Source organism: Allorhizobium sp. DMC15 (genome assembly GCF_056314065.1).
The window spans coordinates 39,148-61,797 of sequence record NZ_JBQUZB010000007.1 but is presented as its reverse complement, the minus strand read 5'-3'; the positions used below and the strand labels follow the sequence as shown (position 1 = coordinate 61,797).

17 protein-coding genes and 9 pseudogenes are annotated in these 22,650 nt (G+C 55.9%); 17 read left to right on the top strand and 9 right to left on the bottom strand.

Going from position 1 to position 22,650, the window contains the following annotated elements; translation table 11 throughout:
- Positions 1-611: 611 nt before the first annotated feature.
- The 7 genes and pseudogenes from ACT53S_RS22395 (at position 612) to ACT53S_RS22365 (ending at position 7,266) form a co-directional block, all read left to right on the top strand.
- Positions 612-1,778: a helix-turn-helix transcriptional regulator gene (locus tag ACT53S_RS22395; protein WP_476068649.1), complete on the top strand. Its 1,167-nt coding sequence runs from the start codon at positions 612-614 to the stop codon at positions 1,776-1,778.
- Positions 1,762-2,754 (top strand): pyridoxal phosphate-dependent aminotransferase, encoded by a 993-nt coding sequence (locus ACT53S_RS22390; RefSeq protein ID WP_476068648.1) that lies wholly within the window; start codon positions 1,762-1,764, stop codon positions 2,752-2,754. The genes ACT53S_RS22395 and ACT53S_RS22390 overlap by 17 nt, the downstream gene beginning before the upstream one ends.
- Positions 2,755-2,879: 125 nt before the next feature.
- Positions 2,880-3,379 (top strand): annotated as a pseudogene (locus ACT53S_RS22385) (IS21 family transposase); the annotation flags it as partial.
- A gap of 330 nt (positions 3,380-3,709) precedes the next feature.
- Positions 3,710-4,699 (top strand): ABC transporter ATP-binding protein, encoded by a 990-nt coding sequence (locus ACT53S_RS22380; RefSeq protein WP_476068647.1) that lies wholly within the window; start codon positions 3,710-3,712, stop codon positions 4,697-4,699.
- Positions 4,696-5,493, top strand: a complete 798-nt coding sequence (locus ACT53S_RS22375; RefSeq protein ID WP_476068646.1) for an ABC transporter permease — start codon at positions 4,696-4,698, stop codon at positions 5,491-5,493. The genes ACT53S_RS22380 and ACT53S_RS22375 overlap by 4 nt, the downstream gene beginning before the upstream one ends.
- 2 nt (positions 5,494-5,495) lie before the next feature.
- Positions 5,496-6,305, top strand: coding sequence for an ABC transporter permease (locus ACT53S_RS22370; protein ID WP_476068645.1), 810 nt, complete (start codon positions 5,496-5,498; stop codon positions 6,303-6,305).
- A gap of 169 nt (positions 6,306-6,474) precedes the next feature.
- Positions 6,475-7,266 carry a helix-turn-helix domain-containing protein gene (locus ACT53S_RS22365; RefSeq protein WP_476068644.1) on the top strand — a complete coding sequence of 264 codons (792 nt, stop codon included), beginning with the start codon at positions 6,475-6,477 and terminating at the stop codon, positions 7,264-7,266.
- Here the strand turns inward: ACT53S_RS22365 and ACT53S_RS22360 are convergent.
- The 3 genes and pseudogenes from ACT53S_RS22360 to ACT53S_RS22350 all read right to left on the bottom strand — a co-directional run.
- The gene (locus ACT53S_RS22360; RefSeq protein WP_476068643.1) at positions 7,252-7,443 is read right to left on the bottom strand and encodes a hypothetical protein; all 192 of its coding nucleotides are present in this window, start codon (positions 7,441-7,443) and stop codon (positions 7,252-7,254) included. The genes ACT53S_RS22365 and ACT53S_RS22360 overlap by 15 nt on opposite strands.
- Positions 7,424-7,884 (bottom strand): annotated as a pseudogene (gene tnpA, locus ACT53S_RS22355) (IS66-like element accessory protein TnpA). Before tnpA (ACT53S_RS22355) ends, ACT53S_RS22360 begins: the two are co-directional and overlap by 20 nt.
- A gap of 609 nt (positions 7,885-8,493) precedes the next feature.
- Positions 8,494-8,748: pseudogene (locus ACT53S_RS22350) on the bottom strand (transposase domain-containing protein); the annotation flags it as partial.
- 79 nt (positions 8,749-8,827) lie between these two features.
- Here ACT53S_RS22350 and tnpA (ACT53S_RS22345) point away from each other — a divergent pair.
- The 7 genes and pseudogenes from tnpA (ACT53S_RS22345) (at position 8,828) to ACT53S_RS22315 (ending at position 13,607) form a co-directional block, all read left to right on the top strand.
- Complete coding sequence (tnpA, locus tag ACT53S_RS22345) at positions 8,828-9,235, top strand: IS66-like element accessory protein TnpA (protein WP_476068642.1); 408 nt, start codon at positions 8,828-8,830, stop codon at positions 9,233-9,235.
- Positions 9,214-9,579 carry an IS66 family insertion sequence element accessory protein TnpB gene (gene tnpB, locus ACT53S_RS22340; protein WP_476068641.1) on the top strand — a complete coding sequence of 122 codons (366 nt, stop codon included), beginning with the start codon at positions 9,214-9,216 and terminating at the stop codon, positions 9,577-9,579. Before tnpA (ACT53S_RS22345) ends, tnpB begins: the two co-directional genes overlap by 22 nt.
- Before the next feature lie 45 nt (positions 9,580-9,624).
- Positions 9,625-9,783 (top strand): hypothetical protein, encoded by a 159-nt coding sequence (locus ACT53S_RS22335; protein ID WP_476068640.1) that lies wholly within the window; start codon positions 9,625-9,627, stop codon positions 9,781-9,783.
- A gap of 39 nt (positions 9,784-9,822) precedes the next feature.
- Positions 9,823-9,924: pseudogene (locus tag ACT53S_RS22330) on the top strand (transposase); the annotation flags it as partial.
- Between the two features lie 76 nt (positions 9,925-10,000).
- Positions 10,001-11,214 (top strand): IS3 family transposase gene (locus tag ACT53S_RS22325; RefSeq protein WP_476068639.1). Its coding sequence is split into 2 segments (ribosomal slippage): positions 10,001-10,337 and positions 10,337-11,214, totalling 1,215 coding nucleotides; the frame shifts between segments, so codons are not numbered across the junction.
- Positions 11,215-11,245: 31 nt separating this feature from the next.
- Positions 11,246-11,446: pseudogene (locus ACT53S_RS22320) on the top strand (IS110 family transposase); the annotation flags it as partial.
- 616 nt (positions 11,447-12,062) lie between these two features.
- Complete coding sequence (locus tag ACT53S_RS22315) at positions 12,063-13,607, top strand: hypothetical protein (RefSeq protein ID WP_476068638.1); 1,545 nt, start codon at positions 12,063-12,065, stop codon at positions 13,605-13,607.
- 408 nt (positions 13,608-14,015) lie between these two features.
- Here the strand turns inward: ACT53S_RS22315 and ACT53S_RS22310 are convergent.
- Positions 14,016-15,084 (bottom strand): annotated as a pseudogene (locus ACT53S_RS22310) (IS3 family transposase).
- 118 nt (positions 15,085-15,202) lie between these two features.
- Between ACT53S_RS22310 and ACT53S_RS22305 the strand changes: the two are divergent.
- Positions 15,203-16,166, top strand: a pseudogene (locus ACT53S_RS22305) (IS256 family transposase); the annotation flags it as partial.
- A 126-nt stretch (positions 16,167-16,292) separates the two neighbouring features.
- Here ACT53S_RS22305 and ACT53S_RS22300 read toward each other — a convergent pair.
- Positions 16,293-17,513 carry an IS110 family RNA-guided transposase gene (locus ACT53S_RS22300; RefSeq protein WP_476068757.1) on the bottom strand — a complete coding sequence of 407 codons (1,221 nt, stop codon included), beginning with the start codon at positions 17,511-17,513 and terminating at the stop codon, positions 16,293-16,295.
- A 262-nt stretch (positions 17,514-17,775) separates the two neighbouring features.
- Between ACT53S_RS22300 and ACT53S_RS22295 the strand changes: the two are divergent.
- A pseudogene (locus ACT53S_RS22295) lies at positions 17,776-17,988 on the top strand (transposase); the annotation flags it as partial.
- Here ACT53S_RS22295 and ACT53S_RS22290 read toward each other — a convergent pair.
- On the bottom strand, positions 17,966-18,124 hold the full coding sequence (locus ACT53S_RS22290) for a hypothetical protein (protein ID WP_476068637.1): 159 nt from the start codon (positions 18,122-18,124) through the stop codon (positions 17,966-17,968). The pseudogene ACT53S_RS22295 and the gene ACT53S_RS22290 overlap by 23 nt on opposite strands.
- 195 nt (positions 18,125-18,319) lie before the next feature.
- Between ACT53S_RS22290 and ACT53S_RS22285 the strand changes: the two are divergent.
- Positions 18,320-18,765: pseudogene (locus ACT53S_RS22285) on the top strand (DDE-type integrase/transposase/recombinase); the annotation flags it as partial.
- A gap of 212 nt (positions 18,766-18,977) precedes the next feature.
- On the opposite strand, the gene ACT53S_RS22280 reads toward ACT53S_RS22285, so the two are convergent.
- Genes ACT53S_RS22280 through ACT53S_RS22270 form a run of 3 tightly spaced genes read right to left on the bottom strand, consistent with a single transcriptional unit; the run spans position 18,978 to position 22,625 of the window.
- The gene (locus ACT53S_RS22280) at positions 18,978-19,670 is read right to left on the bottom strand and encodes a hypothetical protein (RefSeq protein ID WP_476068636.1); all 693 of its coding nucleotides are present in this window, start codon (positions 19,668-19,670) and stop codon (positions 18,978-18,980) included.
- Between the two features lie 23 nt (positions 19,671-19,693).
- Complete coding sequence (locus tag ACT53S_RS22275; RefSeq protein WP_476068635.1) at positions 19,694-21,391, bottom strand: thiamine pyrophosphate-binding protein; 1,698 nt, start codon at positions 21,389-21,391, stop codon at positions 19,694-19,696.
- The gene (locus ACT53S_RS22270; RefSeq protein WP_476068634.1) at positions 21,378-22,625 is read right to left on the bottom strand and encodes an aminotransferase class III-fold pyridoxal phosphate-dependent enzyme; all 1,248 of its coding nucleotides are present in this window, start codon (positions 22,623-22,625) and stop codon (positions 21,378-21,380) included. Before ACT53S_RS22270 ends, ACT53S_RS22275 begins: the two co-directional genes overlap by 14 nt.
- Positions 22,626-22,650 lie beyond the last annotated feature (25 nt).

The window sequence follows — 22,650 nt, the reverse complement described above, 5'->3', positions numbered from 1 at the left end:
CGCAAATATATTCTTCACTAAGATCTGGAAGACGGTTTTAGAATTCGGCTTCTTTATTTCAAGCCAGCCGCACTTGTGGTCGAGGGGAAGACCACTATTCACGATCATCGTTCGCCTTTCGCGAGCCGCATCTCGATGGGTTAATATGAGGATACGATTTATACATTCTTGAGCCGGGGGAAGTGCCTCTGGCCTCCACCAGACTAGCGGTGAAGAGTGCTGCTGATGGCAGCATGGCCATATAGGGTACCGGAGCGCCCCCATTTCGCCAGTTGGCCGGCTAGCTTGATTTGGCCCTGATGATCTTCCGAGGTGAAGTTCATCTGGAGCGTAGTGGGGATAGATTTCTTGTAGCGTGCAATTCGGGTCAAGCGCTGAGGGGCAGGGGCGCGATCAGGTGATGAGAGAAGGCGACACCAACAAAGCCGAAGACAAGGTGGATAATGCCAACGCTTCCCGCCTTATCGTTGCAGACAAGTTACCTATGACTTTCGGCGTATCGCGGCCCTTCACGACGTCAATCTCGATGTTCCAAGTGTGAGGGTGTCGGGAAACACTCCGTGTGCACTGAACCATCTCTGCTATTGCTCACGTTGGAGGCGTGACAGCGAATGGACCATACCGAAACCAAGCGATGTATCGTAGAAGCGGAATTGCCGCTTCAGGGCAGTCGGATCAAATCCGTATTCGCCCAACTCGGGTCGGCCGCAAAGGGCGCAGGCAGTTTAACAGCCTACGTCAAGATACTTAGCGCTTTGCACGAGGCAGCTCCTTACGATGCAGTTCAGGTGATGCGCTATTCCAGGCACACAGCGCCCACTTATCTCCACGCACACAACACCCCTAACGATGATCAGGAACTATATCGGGGCGGATATTACCGGTTCGATCCGCTCTTCACTCACCTGTTGGAGCTCAACGAGCCCGCCATGGTGCATCTGGACGTGAAGCGCATACAACAGGAGGATCGGAAGGGTTATTTTTCTCGGTTTTACAGCAGGACCGGGATGGTGGACGAAGCAGCCTACATTTTGCCGAGTCAAGGCAACGGCTCCGTCGTGATTTCGTTCCAAAGTCGGCGTGAGTTTACTCGCCATGAGTTGCAGTTTCTCGAGCTACTGCTACCCCTCGTTGCCGGCGTCCATAGCTCGCATGAAAGTGCATTGCTTACCAGGATGAGTACGGGGTTCAATCGGGATGATTGGCATCGATCGATGATCGTTGTCGACGAAAATGGCCATGAAGTGTACCGCAGTCGGGAACTTAGGAATATCACTCGGTCCGAGGTCGGATTTCACCGCGCGCTGGCGGATCTTGCCAAGTCAGCGGATGGCAGTTTTATCCGGCTGGCCCATGGAGTACTTCATGTTGCCTCACTGGATGAAAGTTACACATTGTGCGCAGGCGGTCGTGTATTCCTGTTCGACCACGGATACAGGTCTAGTACGCGTCTTAGTCTCCATGAGGCAATTGAGACTTTCCTCGGTTCATGCCTGACAACGCGCGAGCGAGAGATCGTACGGCTCATCCTGCTCGGTTATCCATCTGCTGCGATTGGCGGAATTCTAAAGGTTGGCGAGGGAACAGTCCGCAACCACCGCAAGCGGATTTATTGCAAGCTCGATATTACAACCGAGCGCGAGATCTTTTCCCAATTCGTCAGTTACCTGTTCGACACATCGATACGAGAAGTCGGGGCAGCGTCGCGCGGCGTGAAGCCCGGCAACGCGGAGAATAATAGACAAAATCTTGAGGTGGATAATGAACGCTATCTATGATGCAGGAGCTGTTTTCGGAGGCAGTGACTGGCTTAGTCTCCATAAGAATGAAAACCACTTTGTGCCGAGGGAATATTTGCGCTCAAGGTTCGATAGCGGCGAAGCCATAGAGAACTTTGCGCGCTATCCCGACAGTCAGGCGATTGAACTGCGAAGCCGCCTCGCAAGACAATACGGAGTAGACTCCAAGAACATCTACATAGGCAATGGTTCCGACGGCGTTGTGGCGGACGTCCTCACCGCATTGCATCCGTTGCATGATACGGTCCATCTGCCAGACGTCGGCTACAAGGTATACGATATTCTCGCCCGACGCTATCCGTTTCGCGTTTCACGCTATGATGCTCGGTCGGAACACGTCACTCCAGGTGCAGGCGTCTGGCTGATCGATTCCCCCAACGCGATAACCGGCCGGCTTTTTTCAAGCGAATTGATCCACCGGCTCTCGGAGCACCCGGATGCAGTCGTGGTCTGGGACAATTGTTACGGAGATTTCGAGCAACCCAGCCTTGACATTGGCAAACTGGAACGATGCTTCGTGGTCAGAAGTTTCTCCAAATATTATGGGCTCGCGGGTTTGCGGATCGGCTACTGCATTTCCACTGCCTCGATGGTTTCCGCCCTTGAGCAGATCAAGGAGGTCTACAACGTCAATGCCGTGGCGCAGCATTTTGCCGCTATGGCGCTGGAGGCCGCGACGGACTACCGGCGGTTCGCCGACGCCATGATAGAAGTCCGGTCCGTTTTGAAGGAAAGTCTCACGCAACGCGGGTTCAAAGTCCTCGATCCTCATGGAAATTTTCTACTCGTCAGCCACTCAACACAGCCGGCTCAGGCAATCAGGCTAGGGCTTGAAGGCCACAAGGTTGCCGTCCGCTACTTCGATTACCCGGAGACCAGGAACTGGTTGCGTATCACGGTTCCGGCGCGGGCCGATCTGGTACGGTTGCTAGCTGCGATCGATGCCGTGATTTAATAGAGCCCTTAATTGGTGATTCCCACTGAAAGCTGACCCAGCGCAGCCCCATATTTCCATTGAAAATTGACCCATGTTTTAACCGTCCCTCGCATGTTTTCAGCGTGGGCTCTGGAGTGATCGAAATGGCGTTACTGAGCGTGATCCCGCTGGAATTGTCGAGAGCATCTATCGATCCGGGAGATTTGCCGCAGGACCGGCCTATACCAGAAAATCTGCGTGCTGCGGCGTAGAGCCAACCTTCAAGGTGCGGGAGAGACCGAGCAAGCTTGATCTGTTTGCGGATAGGGTGTCGGCCTGCCTGAAGACGGAATGGAATAAGGGCCGTAAGCAGAAGCGCACATGAAGCAGTTGCACGCCGAACTAGTCAGCCTCGGCTACGAGGGGGCCTACAATCGCGTGGCAGCATTTGCTCTGGAATGGAGTGATGATCGACAGCGAGACCTGCAGACGAGCTGCGTGGCACCTTCGTTCCACGGCGTTCGAACCTGGCGAAGCCTTCCAGCTCGACTGGTCGGCAGATTGGGAGATCATCGGCAATGAGCGCACCAAGCTCCAAGTCGCTCATACGAAGTTGAGCAACTCGGGAGCCTTTATCGTCCGGGCTTATCTTCTGTGTAAGCATCCGGTGGGACACCTTCACGGAGAAGAAGACGGCATTTTTATCGGCGCGGTCCATATCAGTAAAATAGATATAGATCTGTTTCAGGTCGATTTTCCGTGGGAAAGCAACTATGAGACGAAGAACGTGGTTGCAAAACCAATATTAGTGCGTATCTTGAGTACGTTTAGATGAGGCATTGCCAATTTAAATCAGAAATTTTGATATTCGCTATGGCTGTGAATTGCCCTGCGACAGCGTTTTGGCGTGTTAAGTTCTCGCCGGCGGATGTGTGAAGATCAGACGACGCTGGTACGTGCCAGTTTCTGGTGCGGTAGCTGTAGGGTGGGCGTAGTGGAAAAGATCATCGACGTAAGCGGCCTTTCCAAGCAATTCCGGCAATACCGCCGATATCCAGGATTTCGTGGCGCATTGAAGTCGTTGATTACCACTTCCTACGATGATGTTGTTGCTGTTGAGGACACCTCTTTCTCACTCGCGGAAGGTGAGGCCGTTGGCTACCTCGGCGCCAACGGCGCTGGAAAATCCACCATGATCAAGATGTTGACAGGCGTTTTGGTCCCAACAGCCGGTGATGTGAAGGTGCTAGGGCGTACGCCGTACGTTGAAAGAGTGCGCAATGCTCAGGAAATTGGTGTGGTGTTCGGCCAGCGCAGTCAACTTTGGTGGGATCTGCCAGTCATTGATTCATTCAAGCTACATAAAGCGATCTATCAAATCGATGACAGGCGCTTTCAGAAGAATCTGAACGAGCTCAGCGGCTTGCTGGAGTTGGGATCGTACATCAATCGACCTGTACGTCAGCTCAGCCTGGGGCAGAGAATGCGTGCCGAGATTGTCATGGCGCTTTTACATGATCCCAAGATTCTTTTTCTCGATGAACCTACCATTGGTCTGGACGTCGTCGCGAAGGATGCGGTGCGTCGCTTTCTCGCGACTGTCAACCGCCAACATGGGGTGACTATCATTCTTACCACTCATGATCTGCAGGATGTCGAGCAGATCTGCCCCCGCATTATTATGGTGGACCATGGCAGGCAGCTTTTTGATGGTTCGTTGCAACGCTTGCGTTCGGAGCTAGGTGCGGCTCGACGTCTTATTCTTGAGTTTCATACCGATCCAGGTCCCGTGACCTTATCGTCTTGTCTGCTGATCTCGGACGAAGGGGTGCGCAAGCATTTTCTCGTTAAACGGGAAGACGTCTCGCTAGTCGATATTTTTGCTGAGCTGGGAAGCTACCGCGAATTGCGCGATGTTGCTATGCAGGTTCCAAACATTGAGGAAGTTATCCGCAGCTATTACACAAGGTGTGCCGGCCGATGAAAGGGGGCGCCTTTACTGTCTTCGTTAGCACCGCCTTCCAAGCCCAGCTAGCCTACCGCCGCCAGGCTTGGACGAGCGTCTTTGGCTATCTTGTCCAAGTGTTCGCGCGTATTGCGATCTGGGTGTCACTAGTTGGCACAGGCGCTTCCTCGGGCACTACTCTCAATGAGATGGTCACGTACACGATGGTGGCTGCCGCGCTGCTGATAGCGTTCGATTATTCGCAGCTGATCACCGTCGTCGGTGACGCGGTAAAGACCGGAGACATTGCAGTCTTCCTGCTCAAGCCGGTGCACTACCCGCTCTATCTGTTAGGTATTGAGTGCGGTAATGCCCTCTTCCGTATCGTTGCCATCGTGCTGCCGGTCGTGGTGGCAACCACCCTCGTTCACGGTCTTTCAGCCCCTGCCAGTGGTGTTCATGCAATCATGTTCGTTGGCTTCTGCGTTGTTGCGTTCATGATATTGTTCCTACTCTCCGTGTTCTGTGGTCTTGTCTCGTTTTGGGTCCTGACGACATTTGCGCTCGAATGGTTCCTGCAGGGCATCCTGATGTTTTGCGCAGGCACGGTTGTGCCACTTTGGTTTTTTCCGCAATGGCTGGGAAACGTACTGAGCATCATGCCCTTCGCGTGGATCAGTTACTACCCGGCCGCCGTCTACTTGGGGAAGCAGACCGAGTTCGAAGCATTCATTCTGTTACTCGGCGGCTGCGGCTGGGCCCTGCTGCTTTCGGCGGCAGTAATCGTGTTGTGGCGGTTCGCCACTCGTAGCGTCGCTATACAGGGGGGCTAGGAATGCGTCTGGGATATCACCTGCGCATTGCGGCGAGCCTCTCGCTCATGCGCATCAAAACGCAGATGGAATACCGTGTCGCTTTCTTTCTCGACCGCATCGCTCAGTTCGTTGCATACAGTGCGAGCTTCTCGGCTCTCTGGGTGCTGTTGGAACGGTTTGGCAGCCTCGGAGGGTGGGCTTGGGACGAACTTGCTCTTCTGCTCAGTTTCCACCTGCTCAACTATGCCCTCGGCGCTTCGGTGAGCTTTGTACAAATGCGGGATCTCGAAAACCTCATTGCCCGAGGTGAGTTCGACTCGATCATGGTCAAGCCTGTTTCTCCGTGGCTGTATGTGGTATTTGAAGGTTTCAATATCGTCGGATACAGCGGCCATATCGTGCTCGCCGCGGTCCTGATGATTTGGTCAATGGTGCAGTTGCCCACTAGTTTCGATTTTTGGGCAATCCTGTTCCTGCTCGCCAGTCTGGCGAGCGCGACGTTGATCGTCGCCGCACTGGTAACAATTATTGGGGCAACGGCACTGCACGCGGTTCGTGCCCGCTACCTCTATCCGATCTTCTTCGGTTTCTGGGAGCTGATGCGCTATCCGCTCAACATCTTCCCGACGACTATAGTTTTCACTCTACTAACGATAATTCCCATGGGGTATCTCAGTTTCGTACCCGTCGCAGTCATCTTGGGCAAAGAGGTGCCGATCCTAGGGGTCTGGGCAGCGCCGATTTCACTTATGGTGGGACCCGTGCTCGTCGTTCTCACAAGGTTGTATTGGCGCAGATCTATCCTGCGCTACCAGGGGGCAGGTGGATAGATCATGTTCCCGCCGCAGCATGACACGTTTGCAATCTGAACTGGCAGAGTGATGAAAGACCCGAACCTTGTGTTGGAGGACAGGCCCGTCGAACTTGGTGGGACAAATAACGTCGCCGTAGCTGGGGTCGACGGGTGTCGAAATTGTTCTATGGCGGAGAGGAGCTACTATGGACTTTTTCAGTACAATCGGACACGCAGTAACGTCATTAGGAGGTTCGAATTTCTATAGAGTTCTTCTTAATTCTCTGCGGGCGTCCGTACCGTTCGATAATGTGATTGTGATTTTATTTCGTAGCGACGCGACACCGCGAGTATTATACAGGGATTTTAAAGGGGAAAATGTCTTCAAAAATTTTGAAAATTTATACCTACAGAGATACTATGTAGAGGATCCAGTTTTCCACCATCATCTAGAAAAGAGAGGCAATGGTGTGTTTAGGCTTCTTGATATTGCGCCGAAATATTTCTATAAAACGGATTATTTCAAAGATTACTATGGAAATATCGGAATTTCGGACGAGATGACTTTTGTACAATCATTCGACGAAGACAAGACCTTAACAATATCAATTGGTAAGGACGGACGGTCATCGACAAAATTTTCACCAGAAGAATTGGAGTTCCTCCAGTCGCACTGTGCATTGTTGTTGAAACTCATTCAGACCCATCTGGTTGTGAGTTCAGCGCCGCCGCTCGAACATGGCGACGGCGCGAGCCCTGACAGCTTTCTCATCGCTATGCGTGAAAGATGTGGGATTGCTCTTAGTCCCAGGCAAGCTCAAGTTGCATTGTTGATTCTGAGGGGTCATTCGAGCGAATCTATTAGTCTCAATCTTTCGATAAGCCCGCTAACAGTAAAGGTATTTAGGAAGCAGCTCTACAGAAAATGTGCAATTTCATCCCAGGCGGAGCTGTTTGCGCTTGCACAGCCGGTGTATGAGCAGCTAAGAGCGCGCTAGATGCCGTGATGGGCCGACGCTTCCGAGAATGTAGCCAGATTGGTGGCTGTCCCTCAGAATGACGATGTTGAGATGGGGTCCGAGCTGGTCGGCCCCAGCAAGGCTGTTGATGCCGGCGCGGAAGTCGATGGGCTCGCGATGCAGGTAGACCTTGAGATCAACGCCTAGTCTGAACATGGCAAAGCGCTCCGATGATTGCCGTCAACGCATCCACATCCCACATATTCCAGCGAAAGCTTCACGCCGTTCGGTAGCAACGCCCTGATCTTGGAAGAACCACAAGGTCCTGCTGTCCGCCCCAGTGATGCCGGTTGGCTTTCACCTCGTGCGACCTCCACATCCAGCGAGCGGGTCTCATCGGGCCGGCCACAGTCTGCGGCTATGACCGGGATAAACGCCGATCGTGATGATACCGTCGGCAACCGGGATTCCCTGGCATCTTTGACCCACTTGCGGAGAACGTTCGCGTTGACCCCATGGGCAAGCGCCAGGCCTGATATGGAAACCCCAGGCTCAAGGCAGGCCGCTACAAGCCGGGCCTTTGATGCTGGACTCATAGCGGCGCCGCCCACCACGCCCCACAAGCCGCACACGCAGTTTCTGCTCTTCGTCACTCATATTGTAAGCGGTGTTTCACTCCCACGTTGAAAGCAAATGCTTGATCGGTGTTGAGCATCTACGGCCAACATGGCAAAGCAGTTACGTGCCGATTGCGGTCCCTTGCAGCGTTGGGAGAGGACCATCAAATTGCAGGATGACGACACCGGCCCTAGCCTAGCTCGTGGTCTTTTCAGACTCGGCGTCTTCTTTGGATGTGTCGCTTTCATCCTGTTCTTCTTTTGGGAAACCTACAGTTCAAGCGCGGCCCTCAGCCGCCTATCAGCGGCGGCGAGCAACTTCTCCTATACGGAAAGGTGTGATGCCAATGGAAACCCGACGACTACGGGCGAACCAAATTGCATCGACCTTGGTCGCTACTTGTTTATTCATGTCCCTGTGATGAAAGCTCTTTCGAAGAGCGTGCTCAGGGAGTGACAATGGCCCTGGCGTCGTAATCCTGGAGAAAGACAAAGCGCCAAGGATTGAAATCCACCGGGTGGAAAAGGCCTTCAGGTTTCGATCTCGCAATGGCGCGAGTGTCGCTTGCCTGCCACCCAATCCCACGCCGTAAGAAAGGTCGTCTTGTGTCTTGGTAGGAGGTTGGTCAATCGCAATGATGCGGTCGAGCTATCCCACTTGAGGCCGAAAATTCCACGGCAGAAGTTCCTCGATCCGGTTCTGCTTGTGGCCGGAGACGATGGCAGTGAGAGTGCTGGTCATATAGGCAAGCGGATCGACGGCATTCAATTTGCACGTCTCAATCAGCGAGGCGATGATCGCCCAGTTCTCTGCCCCAGCGTCGTGCCCTGCGAAGAGTGCGCTCGTGCGATTGAGAGCTATCGGCCGGATGGTCCGCTCGACGCTGTTGTTGTCGATCTCAATGGTAAGCCCACGGTGAAGGCCGCCTTGTGAGGTGGCGCTGAACATCGGAAATCCTAGTGATAACACTAGGGACAGTCCTATGACGAAGCATCCGATCGAAGTCATCACGTCTGTGGAGCGCCGCCGTCGTTGGTCACGCGAAGAGAAAGAGGGGCTTGTCGCCGCCTGCTTTGAGCCTGATGCGGTGATCTCTAAGATTGCCCGCGCAGCCGGCATTCATGTCAGTCAGCTCTTTCGCTGGCGAAAGGAGCTTTGCCGGATAGAGGAGCCAAGGTCGGAAGTGGCGACTTTGGTGCCGGTGATCGTGTCCGAGGCCGCTTCGACAGTCTCTCCCGCTCAACCGGAACCGCCCACCACATCCCATCCTCGTCGAAAGCGTAGCGATGTAATGATCGAACTTGGTCGAGGTAGACGCGTCCACGTGGACAGCGACATCGAGACGGGCGCCCTCGGCCGGATTCTCGCTTGCGTATTGGGTCTGCGATGATCCCGGTTCCGAGTGGTGCGAAGGTCTGGCTGGCGACGGGCTATACCGATATGCGCAAGGGCTTCCCCGGTCTGTCGTTGATGGTGCAGGAGGCGCTGAAGCGTGACCCGATGTGTAGGCACCTGTTCGTATTCCGCGGCCGCGGTGGTGGCCTGATCAAGGTGATCTGGCATGATGGCCAAGGAGCCTGTCTATTCACGAAGAAGCTGGAGCGTGGCCGCTTCATCTGGCCACCAGCGGTCGATGGCACGGTGGTGATCACGCCCGCGCAGCTCGGTTATCTACTGGAAGGTATCGACTGGCGGATGCCGCAAAAGACCTGGCGGCCGACGTCGGCCGGATAAGCAAAAACACTGGAATGACAGGGTCGAATAGGATTCCATCCTGTCATGAGCAATGCGACCGAAGAGCTTCCGGACGACCTTGCCAGCGCGCTTGCACTGCTGGCCCAGGAACGCGCTCGAAGGGTCGCAGCCGAAGCGGAAGCAGCGACCGCAAAGGCGGAAGCCGCCAGTGCAAAGGCGCTCGTTTACCTGCCGCGAGTGTGAGAAGATCACGCAGCCACCCGCACCATTCCACGTAACGCCAAGAGCGGCCGGAACTTTGCTGCTTGGCTCGGCCTTGTGCCCAGGCAGCATTCCACGGGAGGCAAGACCCGACTGGGTGGTGTCAGCAAGATGGGACAGACCGATTGAACTGCCCCCCATTTCGACCGGACAGTCGGCATAAGCAGAAAGGCTCAAGCACAGGCTTGAGGACAGGCTTATGTCTAACGAGTATCGACACGTTGAATTGCTGACGGGTGATGTTCGCCGCAGGCGGTGGACAACCGAGCAGAAGCTGACAATCATCGAGCAGAGTTTCGAACCAGGCGAGACGGTGTCTTCGGCCGCTCGCCGCCATGGCGTTGCGCCCAATCTGCTTTATCGGTGGCGCAGGCTCTTGAGTGAGGGAGGTGCTGCAGCCGTGGATTCTGACGAGCCGGTTGTCGGCAATTCGGAAGTGAAGAAGCTGGAGGATCGTGTCCGCGAGCTGGAGCGCATGCTCGGCCGCAAGACAATGGAGGTCGAAATCCTCCGGGAAGCCTTGTCCAAAGCAGACTCAAAAAAACGGATATCGCGGCCGATCTTGTTGCCGAAGGACGGTTCCCGATGAAGGCCGTCGCCGATACGCTCGGCGTTTCCCGTTCCAATCTGATCGAGCGCCTGAAAGGCAGATCGAAGCCGCGCGGCTCCTATCACAAGGCCGAGGATGCAGAGCTTTTGCCCATCATCCGCAGGCTGGTAGATCAAAGGCCAACCTATGGCTATCGGCGGATCGCCGCGCTCCTCAATCGGGAAAGGCGAGCCGCCGATAAGCCTGTCGTCAATGCCAAACGGGTTCATCGCATCATGGGCAACCACGCCCTGCTGCTGGAGAAGCATACGGCCGTTCGCAAGGGCCGCCTCCACGACGGCAAGGTGATGGTCATGCGCTCGAACCTGCGCTGGTGCTCGGATGGTCTGGAGTTCACCTGCTGGAATGGCGAGGTCATTCGTCTCGCCTTCATCATCGACGCCTTCGATCGCGAGATCATCGCCTGGACGGCGGTCGCCAACGCGGGCATCTCCGGCTCTGACGTGCGCGACATGATGCTGGAGGCGGTCGAGAAACGCTTCCGCGCAACCAGAGCCCCGCAAGCCATCGAGCATCTCTCTGACAACGGTTCGGCTTACACCGCGAGGGACACCAGGCTATTTGCCCAGGCGCTCAATCTGACGCCCTGCTTCACGCCGGTGGCCAGTCCGCAGTCGAACGGCATATCGGAAGCCTTCGTCAAAACCCTGAAGCGGGACTATATCCGCATCGCAGCACTACCGGACGCAGAAACAGCGCTCCGGATCATCGACGGATGGATCGAGGACTACAACGAAATCCATCCCCATTCCGCGCTCAAGATGGCTTCCCCTCGGCAGTTCATCAGGGCTAAATCAAACTAGCCGACATGTCCGGTGAAACGGGGTGCACTCCACCGATATCCGAAAGCTACTCATCGTCGGAGCCATGAGCCTGATCCGCTGGATCGTGCGCAAGGGCGTGTTACCGGATAACTGGCTTGAAGTAATTCTGGGCCGAAAGCCTCGGATGGTGGCGGCTATCGCGCTCGCCAACAAGATGGCGCGCATCATATGGGCAATGATGACCAGGGAGCAGAATTACAGAATGGCGTAATCCGCTGCCTTCCTCGAAAGGCAATGCGGTGATGCCTGGGGCCAAAAGCCCCGGTGAGAAGATCGACTGACGGAACGATGCGGAAAGGACTTCAATGTTCAGAATGGGGTAAACCAGTCCCGGCGCTCGAGCACAAAGCTCTCTGAACCGATGTGGTCCCTGTTCTTCGAACTGCATCCCGGCCCGTGGCTAATCAGGCCACATCGAGAGGCCAGACACACGACCGATAGAATTCCTCGTTTGCGGACTACCGTCAAAAAATCTTCTTGCCAAACCGGGGGCATCCACACACCCCGCCGCGATCCGTTCCACAGACTTGGAAGCTCCGCTTCGCGAGGTCGATCGCAAGGATATGCACCTGTGTCATCTGCCTTTCCTCCGTGAGCGCCACCATGGCGCTGGGCAGGCATCATACTCCGATGACGGCTGGAGGGGGCATCCACCCCATCAGTTCATACCCTCAAAGAGGTATCACCTAAGTTGAGTGGCAGCATTATAGTTAGCGGGGTTGTAAAGTCCTCTGAGAGCACTTTACTCATGACCTGGCCGACATTTCCCGACTGATCAATTGCTCTTGTCAGAGAGCGCAGTCTTCGCTGAACAAATGGAGATAGCATTGAGCGCCGAAGAGTATGAAGTCATCCCCGATGCTGCCTCGGCAGTAAGTCTCTTGACCTTTGCGGCGGGCATTAATCCCAGTGTCCCGGAATATCTGACTGCTAACCCTCTGCAATCCATTGCCTTTTTGAGCGCTCATCGGGTGCTTGGGCGGCTCCTAGTTGCCATAGATCGTGCCGGTAGCCCAAATCTGCAGGTGGTCCGCGGACTGGCGGAGAACGCGCACCGTGAGCATGTGGCTCACTTTCGACTGTTACAGGAAAAACTAGCAAAGTTCATTCATGAATTCTGCTACGATATGGACGTGGTCATCTTCAAAAATCACTACTACTATGCGCCGTCGGAGTTGGCCATCCGCAGCACCGGTGACTTGGATATAGCTGTATCCCGGCCAGGCATTCTATTAGATCGCCTAAATTCTGCCGGAATCCCTCACCGGCGTCAGCGATTGCCCTTGCATGAGTTTGTAAACGTTGTCTTTGAAGGTGTCGATGTAGATCTACATCGCTACTACCCGGCCTGGGAGGTTCTTCCGCACAACACGCATCTTGTCACAGACATAAGAAACTACACGGCCAACGGTCACCGTGCCTATGAGCGTGGTTTGCCGATCATTGAATTGATCGCTAACGGCACTGCAGTGGAGGCGGACGGCGTTCGCTTTTTTGTACCCTCTCGCACCGCAGCGGCCGCCATCACGCTAGCGGCGAGTCATCGAGACTTTGTCACGCAGGCTGCATGGTATCTTAAGGATCATCCCCCGCAACGGCTCTCGGATCTCTGCGAGGTTATTGATGCACTTAACGATGCCACCTTTTCCCCAGGCGAATTTCTAGCTCTCATTAGACGTCAGGGTTTGCAGGACGCACTGCTATGGTTTGCCCAGAATGCCAGAGACGTGCTGGGCGAAACGCGGCTCTTGGAGTTGCACCAGAGCGCATTTGGCGAGATCAAATCAACTGCTATCGGCCGCGATTGGATGCTGCATCTGGTAGCAGGTGGATTTTGGGTTCCGTTCAGGCGGAACGCATTGCGCGATGTCACCATGCTTATCCCGACGAGCGAAGTCACATCAAGCCTCGGGGTACCAAGGATGACTTTGCGCGACGGGGAAATCAGGAGGTTTGTGCTGAGTGAAATCACATCTGAAAGCGAAATCGGAGTGATGCTCTCTGGACACATCCAGCTTGACAAACAGACGATTGATCTACGCCGCGATGGCCTTACGTTGACAATAGCATTCAACGCCGGCGCTGAAATACATATCGAATATCGAGCATACTTTGAGCTTAACGGCGAATGCCTAGAATGGGACAATCTATATACTCCGGAAGTTGAGTACATGTGTGGGTCGGAAGCCGCGCGCAACTCAATGTTGAGCAGCCAATACGACCCGACAACGAGAACTCTGAACTTGCAGTATCTGTTAGGCGAGGAGCAGCGGAACGAGGACCTCCATCTGCTGATCGCGGTTTCAGCACCTGCGATGCCGTGGGAGTCCGAGCGTGGCTATCTAGCTGCACTTTGTCTAAGGTTAGAGTAGAAAGGAGCTTGATGTCGCAAAGCTGGTGTTACGACGCGTTGAGCCGGTATACACCCAGCCTTTACGCCTCGTTAACCTTTTGAAGTTCGAAAAGGTGCGCGAGCGGATCATGTAATTGCCCGTAAATACCAGACATTCTCGGGTGAGATTTCACGTTCAGGACTCACGCGGCGAGAGATACCTCAGAGCATTGTGCGGGTGAAGAGCATTGTAGTGCTTGTGATGGGCATTTGTTCGTCAAGTCCCTCAGCAACAAATTCTCGTCACCAGGATCCTGCTTCTGTCCGTGGTCAATACGCGGGTGACCTTGCCCCCAAGTTTCATCCAGTTTTGAGTTCGCTCCGGCGGTTTCTTGAAGTGCACCCCGATTTTGGGCCAGCGTGAGCTGGAATCTTTCGGGGTTATGGCTCAAGTCGGCGGTGGTGCCGATGAGCCGTTCATGAGCGAAATCGGCACCTTGTTGCCAATGGCGCTGTGTGGCCGGAACTCGTTATAGTCTTCGCGCCAATCCTCCCTTTTTACCCGTGCGTCGTCAAGGTTCATGAACCAATGGGCGTTCAGGCACTCCGCCCTGAACTTGCCGTTAAAACTCTCGATAAAGCTGTTGTCGGTCGGCTTGCCAGGCCGGGAAAAGTCGAGCACCACACCCTTGTGATAGGCCCACATATCCAGGTCGCGAGAGATGAATTCACTTCCGTTGTCGACACGAATGACGGCGGGGTAGCCAACCTAGCGGCATGTCCGTTCCAGGGTCTGGACGACGTCTTCCCCTTTGTAGCTGAACCGTGCCTCAACCACCGGCGAGAAGCGGGAGAAGGTATCAACGACCGTCAGTACCCTGATCTTGCGGCCGGTAGCCACTGGTCATGCACGAAATCCATGGCCCAGACATGGTTGAACGGGTCGCAGCGGTCCGGTCTGACCGCAGCTTTGCCTTTACGCGCCGCTTTGGTACCTTGTTGCGCAGTTGAAGGTTCATCTCCTTGTAAAGGCGATAGATTCGCTTCGGATTGACTGACCATCCATCCCATTTGAGCAGGACATGCACGCGCCGATATCCATACCGAACCCGTATCTGGCAAATGTCTCTGATCCTCAGCTTCAGTTCAGCCTGCTCGCCGCGTTTCGACTTGTAGACATAGAGCGACCGGTCGATCTTCAGCACCGCACAGGCCCGGCGGGTGGATACCTTCCAGTCGGACCGGACCTTGTCGACAAGCGAACGCTTGCGGGCAGGCTTCAGAGCTTTTTTGACAGCACATCCTGAAGCATGGCCTTGTCCAGCGACAGGTCGGCGACGATCCGCTTCAGCTTGGCATTCTCCTCCTCAAGCTGGAGTAACCGCTTCATCTCGGAGGCATCAGGCCTGCATACTTCTTGCGCCAATTGTAGAACGTTGCATCGGAAATGACCGCCTTCGCCAGACCTCGCCGACCGGTGTGCGATCGTGTCCCGGCGAGTGGTGTAGCTGGGTGATAGCGAAGCCGCTCGCGAGCGCGCCCTCCAATGTGCTGTAGGGAGCGGGCGGCGTAGCGGTGGTCACCAGTGTTTTCCGGTAGGGTCGGGTTGCTTAGAGCCAACCTGAGACACCACCGATGACCGACGACATGATGAACCTGCGCTCACTCGTTGAGAAGAGCGCCGACACCGATTTGTTGCGTGAGATGATCGGCTTTGCCGCCGAGAAGCTGATGGCGCTGGAAGTGAGTGCGAAGACCGGCGCGGGCTACGGCGAGAAGAACAGCTTCCGACTTGCCCAGCGCAACGGCTACCGCGATCCAGACTGGGAGACACGAGCAGGAACCGTCGAACTGCGCATCCCCAAGCTTCGCACAGGCAGCTACTTCCCGAGTTTCCTAGAACCGCGCCGAATGGCCGAGAAGGCTCTGACTGCGGTCATTCAGGAGGCTTACATCCAAGGCGTTTCGACCCGATCCGTCGATGATCTCGTCAAGGCCATGGCCATGAACGGCAACTCCAAAAGCCATGTATCGCGGCTCTGCGAAGAGATCGATGAAAAGGTCAAAGCCTTCCTACCGTCCTATCGAGGGCGAGTGGCCATACCTCTGGATAGATGCCACCTATCTGAAGGTTCGTCGCGGCGGGCGCATCGTCTCGGTCGCGGTCATCATCGCCGTGGGCGTCAACACCGACGGCCGACGCGAGGTGCTCGGCATGGAAATCGGCACATCCGAGGCAGAAGCGATCTGGACCGAGTTCCTACGCGAGCTGACCAGAAGAGGCCTGCGCGGCGTCAAGCTCGTCGTCTCCGATGCACATGAAGGAATCGAGGCAGCCGTGTCGAAGGTGCTCTCCGCCACCTGGCAGAGGTGCAGGGTTCACTTCATGCGTAACGCGCTGGCCCATGCCGGAAAGAGCGGAAGGCGTGTCGTCTCGGCCTTCATCGCCACTGCCTTTGCCCAGGAAACCCCGGAGGCGGCAAGTACCCAATGGCGTAACGTCGCCGACCAGATCAGGCCCAAGGTGCCGAAACTCGCCACGCTGAAGGATAGTGCCGAGCAGGACGTGCTCGCCTACATGACCTTTCCGAGGCAGCACTGAGCTAAGCTTCATTCAACGGATCAGATCGACAAGAGTTTTGCTCAAAAATATGGTATTTTTCTCCTGCGCGGATGACCTCGTGGTGAAGTGCGGTGCATCGGCTGAAGGCACCGTCAGGCCACCTCACTCGAGCCTTGCCGGATTGAGGCGTCCGCGCGCCTTTTCATCAGGCGGGCGCGGACGCCACGTCTCGACGAAGCGTTCATAGCTCTTTTGCGCTTGCTCAGCGACGCGCATCTCCTGGTCGCTGAGCTTCTTGACGTTATAGGCATAGGCAGGGCCAGGCTTGTTGCCCTTCTTCTGTGGTTTCCCGGCCAGTAATTCCAGTGCCCGAAGCTTGTGTGTAACGAGACTCGGGCGAGCCCAGAGATAGTCCGCCTGCTTGGTCAACATATGCCAGACCAGAACCGCGAGCTTTCGTGCCACTGCGACGGCTGCGACCTGATGGCTGCGTTTGGCTCTGATCCGGACGAAGAAGGCGTGCAGCGGCCCTGGCGCTTTTGCTGCGGCCCATGCTGCCTCCACCAGCATGGCCCGCGCATGACTACGACCAATCTTGCTGATGCGCCCATGGTGGGCAGCGCCAAGTCCAGACTGGCGAACTCGCGGATTGAGGCCGAAGTAGCTGACCAGCTTCTGCGGGCTTTCAAAGCGGTCGATATTGCCTAAGGCGGCCATCAATCCTGTCGCCACGGTGAGGTCGACGCCTGTGATCGTGAGCAGCCGTTTGACCGCGGGATCATCCATCGTACCTTCGGCGATTTGCCGATCGAGCAGCGCAAGATCTTCACCGAGCCTGTCGAGTTCGCGTACATGCCGCTGGACCGCCATCTGCTCATCTTCAGGCAGAGGCTGGTGTTTAAGCCATTCCCGCCCGCGCCCGTTGAACAGGTCGGCATGGGGGCACTTTGGAATCAGGTGAGCATTCAAGATAGAATGGACCTCATTCTTAATCCGCGTTCGATGTCGCACAACCTGATAGCGACGGGCCACCAGCCTCCTCATGCATTCAGTGGCGGCGTCTGGTGTCCAGATTTCCGGCAGATATCCAGCAGCATAGAGATTGGCCAGTGTGCCAGCATCGATCTTGTCGGTCTTTACATGCGCCTGTGCGATCGCCTTCACCTGCAAGGGATTAGCAATCACGACCCGTCGCACGAACGGCGAAAGGACGCGGGAGACAGCCATGCAGTTTCCCGTCGCCTCGATGATAACATCGTCTGCCGACGTAAGTGACTTGCCGAACCCCTCAAGAGCCGTTCGTGTCATGTCGACGCGGCCACCATGCCGGAGCCGGCCGTCTTCCCAGAAAACCACCTCGCCAAACGTTCGGTGGATATCGATTCCGATTACCCGTCACATAAGCATCTCCTGTCGTTTGAACAACGGGAGCTGCGGGCGACACGACAACTACGGATTCGCGCTCGCGGCGCAACCGGGCGAGTCGCAGAGGCGGCCAGCTACTAACACGAGCTCACAGCTCATCTAATGTATCGGCCTGCCCGCACCGTCGTGCTCCCGGTGCATCTGTCCCGGATGCTCACAGCATACGCCGCAATTCTCAGAACTGCAGCAGGACATCGCCACCGCTGGTCTTACACCGGTTACAAATCCAATCGAACGCCTCAACGGCGAGATTAAGCGACGCACCGAGGTCGTCGGCATCTTCCCCAACGACGACGCTATCGTCAGACTGGTCGGTGCCTTGCTCTTGGAGCAGAACGACGAATGGGCCGTCCAGCGATCCCGCTACATGACGCTTGAGACCATAGCAGCAATGAGCGATGATCCGCTCATCAGCCTGCCAGCCGCAAGCTGACCAATTCCCGGCTCTGTCCGGAAGGCACGGCGATTGCCGAAGCTACACCATTCGCCGGGACACGATCCGGTGTGCCGTCCTGCGCCTGCTTCAGAGCGAACGCAACCTGCGCCTCGCTAAACTTCGATGCCTTCATCGGAACTCTCCTTTCTCCCCGCAGGGATGATAAATGGAAAATTCCAGTTCCGAATGGCTCAATTTATTGGGGGCACGTCAAAGGACGCAGCAAACGCCTTGTCGCAGGGGCAGGAAATAGCGATTGCAGATTTATATCGTGTCGACGAGGTGGGCTCAGGACACCGCTTACGATGGTTGGAAGATCAACATGGATAAGACACGCAGGATTTACAGCGAGTTAGGGCTTCAACTGCGCAATAAGCATCCCAAGCGTCGGGTTAAGGCAAGCTCAGAGACGATCGCCAGGAGGCTGTCGGACCGAGCGATGTTTGGGCAATGGACTTTGTCCACGACTAGCTCGCAACTGGCAAAAAGCTGCGCATCCTGACCGTGGTTGACACGCACTCGCGTTACTGCCCGGCCGCCGACGCTCGCTTCACCTATCGCGGCGAGGATGTCGTCCAGACCCTGGAAAGCATCTGCCGGAAGACCGGCTATCCGAAGACGATCAGAGTGGACAATGGCAGTGAGTTCATCTCCCGTGATCTCGACTTGTGGGCCTATGCCAACAACGTCACCCTGGACTTCTCACGCCCGGGCAAACCGACTGATAACGGCTTCATCGAGGCGTTCAACCGCAAGCTGCGGTCCGCCAGCCTGCCGAGCACAAGTCCGTAACCGCCGATCTGCTGCTCCTCTAGCATTCGCTGCACTAGGCGGCCAACCACGCGATGCTACAGCGTATTCCTCGGCGGCGGACACAGCGTCTGGCCGCCCGGCATTCGCTGGCAGCCGACCGGTGTTACTCCAATCGATTATACCAAGGATCGAAGCCTTCGGGCTCCAGGTCGAGGCTACCTCCATCGCAGCTGTCATCTCCGCACGCCGACGCCGTCCGATTCAGTTTCGACGATTCGCGCAGCCATTCCATTCATGACTTGGCAGATTTCGTCAGTCAGCCCAAACTCGGGGCGAAAGGTTTGAGCTTCAATGTCGAAGACACGGCTAAATTTGATGAGCGACCGGCCGCGTACAAAGAGGGAAAAACATTCATTTTCATTGGCAGTAAGGTGAGGCACGCCCGGCAGTGACCAGTTGACGGACCCGGCAGGGACTTCCTTTTCCGTTGCAGGCTCGATAACCGCCGTGCGTCTGGCTTCGTCAATGCGAACTATCTTGTAAGTCGTCTCTCGATAGGATCCTTTCAGGATCAGGCTGCAGAACGGCCAGCGGTGATCGTGTATCGTATTGTCGCCTTCTTCTACTTGGGCGCTTGGCTTGAACCGGTGAAGCCTCACGCGAAAGCGGTCAGATGGGTCCATCCACAAAATGAACTTGTCCCAGCCCGGGCGGGGATATTCGATATGTGGCAGATATGTCGCCAACCGTGCGGGATCGCCGATGATCCGGCTGAGTTCGTTCGCGACCATGGCCTGGGGATCAGTCAATCCTTTCAGCAGGGCCTCGAGCCGTTTCATCATTGGAGCATCGGGCCTGTCCCAGTCGAAGTCGCTCGACAATCGTCCAATAAATTCGTCCCATTGCGCTGCATTGTTCTGAGTCATTGAATTGACGCCTTTCTCTCTGCTTACTTCTTCAATCTTGAGAACGAGTTTTGGGTCGGTTTAATCTCAGGATCGACAGATAGCTCGACAACGTGAGTTCCGGCCTGGTCTTCCAAGTCGGAAAGGTACGAAAGTAGCGAGGCCTCATCGTTGATCCGATTGTATTGGGCTCCCATCGACATAGCGAAAGCGCCGACCTGAAAATTGTCGATGCTCGTCGCGTATGGCTTCTTGTCGAAGTGATCGCGCTGCCAATGGTACTGGGTGCCGTAGCTCTGGTTGTTGAGCACGAACACAGTGAGCGGCGCGGCATTGGCAACAGCGGTATGGAGCTCGGTACCTGTCATGAGCAGGCCGCCATCACCGACAATCGCGATAGCTCGCCGCCCTTGATCTAATGCCATCGCTGTGGCCGCCGGTATCGCGTAGCCCATGGCACCCCAGAAACAATTGGCGAAGAAGGTAGGGCTTTCGCTTCGGCAACACAACATCATCCAATAGGCATTCTCTCCCGAATCCGCTACTAGAGGGAAGTTAGCGGCCAGCCGCGAAATAGAAGAAAATATCTTCTCGGGATGTAGATATCCCGCACGCGCGCCGGCGCCTCTGTTGTAATGCGCTGGAAAATATCCGAATTCCTCCCGCAATTCGCCGACAATCTTCGGGGTTTCATCCCATTGCAGGCCACTGGCTTTGACTACTTTAAACAGTTCCGTCAGCATTCGGACACCATCGGCCCTCAGCCTGGTCCGCAATGAAGGTCGTGCTTTTTCCAATTCGATCGGATCGAGATCCACATGCACGACATCGGCTGCATCAAAACGGGGGTGCCAGCCGGTCGTTGACAGATATTGGAGGGACGTCCCGATGAGGGCGATGCAATCGGCGCACTCGATCAGATATCTTGCACTGACTTCCTGGCCATAGCACCCCATCATTCCGAGTGCGCTCGGATGGCTTTCCGCCAACGCACCCTTCGCGCCGAGCGTCGTGGTGATCGCTATTCCGGAATCGGCCAAGCCCCGCAAAAGCTCCAATGGCACGGATCGAATGCCTTGGCCGACGACAATCGCAGGGCGCCGCGAATTTTTGAATCGCGAGACGAACTCATCGATCGTTTTCTGGTCGACTGGCGCAGGCTGCGGCGTAATCTCATCTTCTTGCCTGGGGCCTAGAGCCCCGGCCCGGTCCATAAGGTCGAAAGGCAAATCCAGATGAACGGGTCCCGGTCGCCCCGACGTCGCGATGTCCAGCAGCTCTGATAGCGACGCGCCGATTTGTCCCGCGGACTCGAGCCGGTAGCTTGCCTTGGTAATCGGACTAAACATGGAGCGTATGTCGGGCGAGCGCGCAACGCCACTTCCTTCTTGAATGCCGCCCTTGCCCAATTCGCCGGTTTCCGCCTGCCCAGTGATGACCAGCACGGGGATAGAATCGGCGTAAGAGGCGGCGACACCGGTGATCAGATTGGTGGCACCGGGTCCGGATGTCGTCGCGCAGATGCCTAGCTTGCGCTTTCCGAACCTGACCGTCGCATCGGCCATGAACGCTGCTCCACATTCGTGCTTGGTATGGATGAAATCCAATTCCGGCATCCGCGAGCACGCATTGATGAGCGGAAGTATCCGGCCCCCAGAGACGCCGAATATATGCCGAATGTTCTGTTCGCTCGCCCAGCGGGCGATACCTTGCGCGACGGTCTCGACGTTAGCACCAAGCATGATCTGCGGCCTTCTCCACGGCGCTCAGGAAGAAGTCCACCTCGGCCGGTCCGTGGGCGCTCGAGAGGAAAAACTGGGAATACCACCTCCGTTTGGGCTCGGGCTGAAGGTCGCCGCGATAGGCATAGACGAGGTTGTCGTTAAGGGCGTCGACGAACTGGACATACCGTTCGATGTCCACGTATTCGGCGAATTCCTCCCACGACCGAATCGATCGCTGTTCCGTAATGAATATCTGGAAGACTTGGGAATGGCCCTGGAAGCAGTGGGCCACGCCATGCTTTGCCAAAATTTGCGACATGCCCGACTGGATCACGGCGGCGGTTAATTTCGTCGTTTCGTAGAATTCGCCTTGTTCCAGAAGGTCGAGGACGGCTGTTGCGGCTCCCACCGCTACTGCATTTCCGTCGAACGTTGCGGCCTGATAAGCCCGCTCGTGCTCGAATTCTTCGGCACATGGCCCTGAAAGACATGCGATCCCGAGCGGAATTCCGGCACTGAGCGTCTTGGAATAGCAGGAAGCGTCAGCGGTCACGCCGTAATGGGCCTGTGCGCCGCCCAAGCCCAGCCTGAAGCCGGTGATGCACTCATCGAAGATCAGTCGAACGCCATATCTATCGCAAAGTTCCCGTAGCTTCCCCAGGAAGCCATCCATTGCAGGAATAGTGCCGGAATGGCAAAGCGTGGGTTCGCAGATTGCGGCATAGGCCTGTTCGCCGAACGTCCGGAACGCTCTTTCAAGGGCTTCTGGGTTGTTCCACTCGACCTGGATTGTATCATCGAGGATGTTGAGGTCGATGCCAAACTTGGAATACCGCTCGGGCGTGAATTTCGTGATCTGATGGTCAAGCCAACCGTGATAGTGGCCAGTGAACCTGATGAGCTTGGAACGTTTGTCTCGGTATGATGCCCGTGCGGCACGCAAGGCGACTTGCACTGCTTCCGAGCCCGAACTGACAAAACGCAGGCACTCCTTTTGCGTGTGCCGTAGAATACGGTTGGCGAGGGGGTCGAGGTCGGCGGTGACTCGATCCCCGACATTGGTCATCGTCCGCACCGATGCGACGATTTTCTCCGTAATATAGGGATGGCAATGACCGTGGACCTGGCAACATGAGCCGAGGACCATGTCTAGCCAACTCCGTCCCTTTTGATCGATGAGCCATGCGCCGGAAGCGCTAACGATTCTGACGTCGTCGGTGTAACGTTTCGCTAGTGGATCGAGTACTGACATTGGGTTCTGGTCTTCCTGGTGCGTG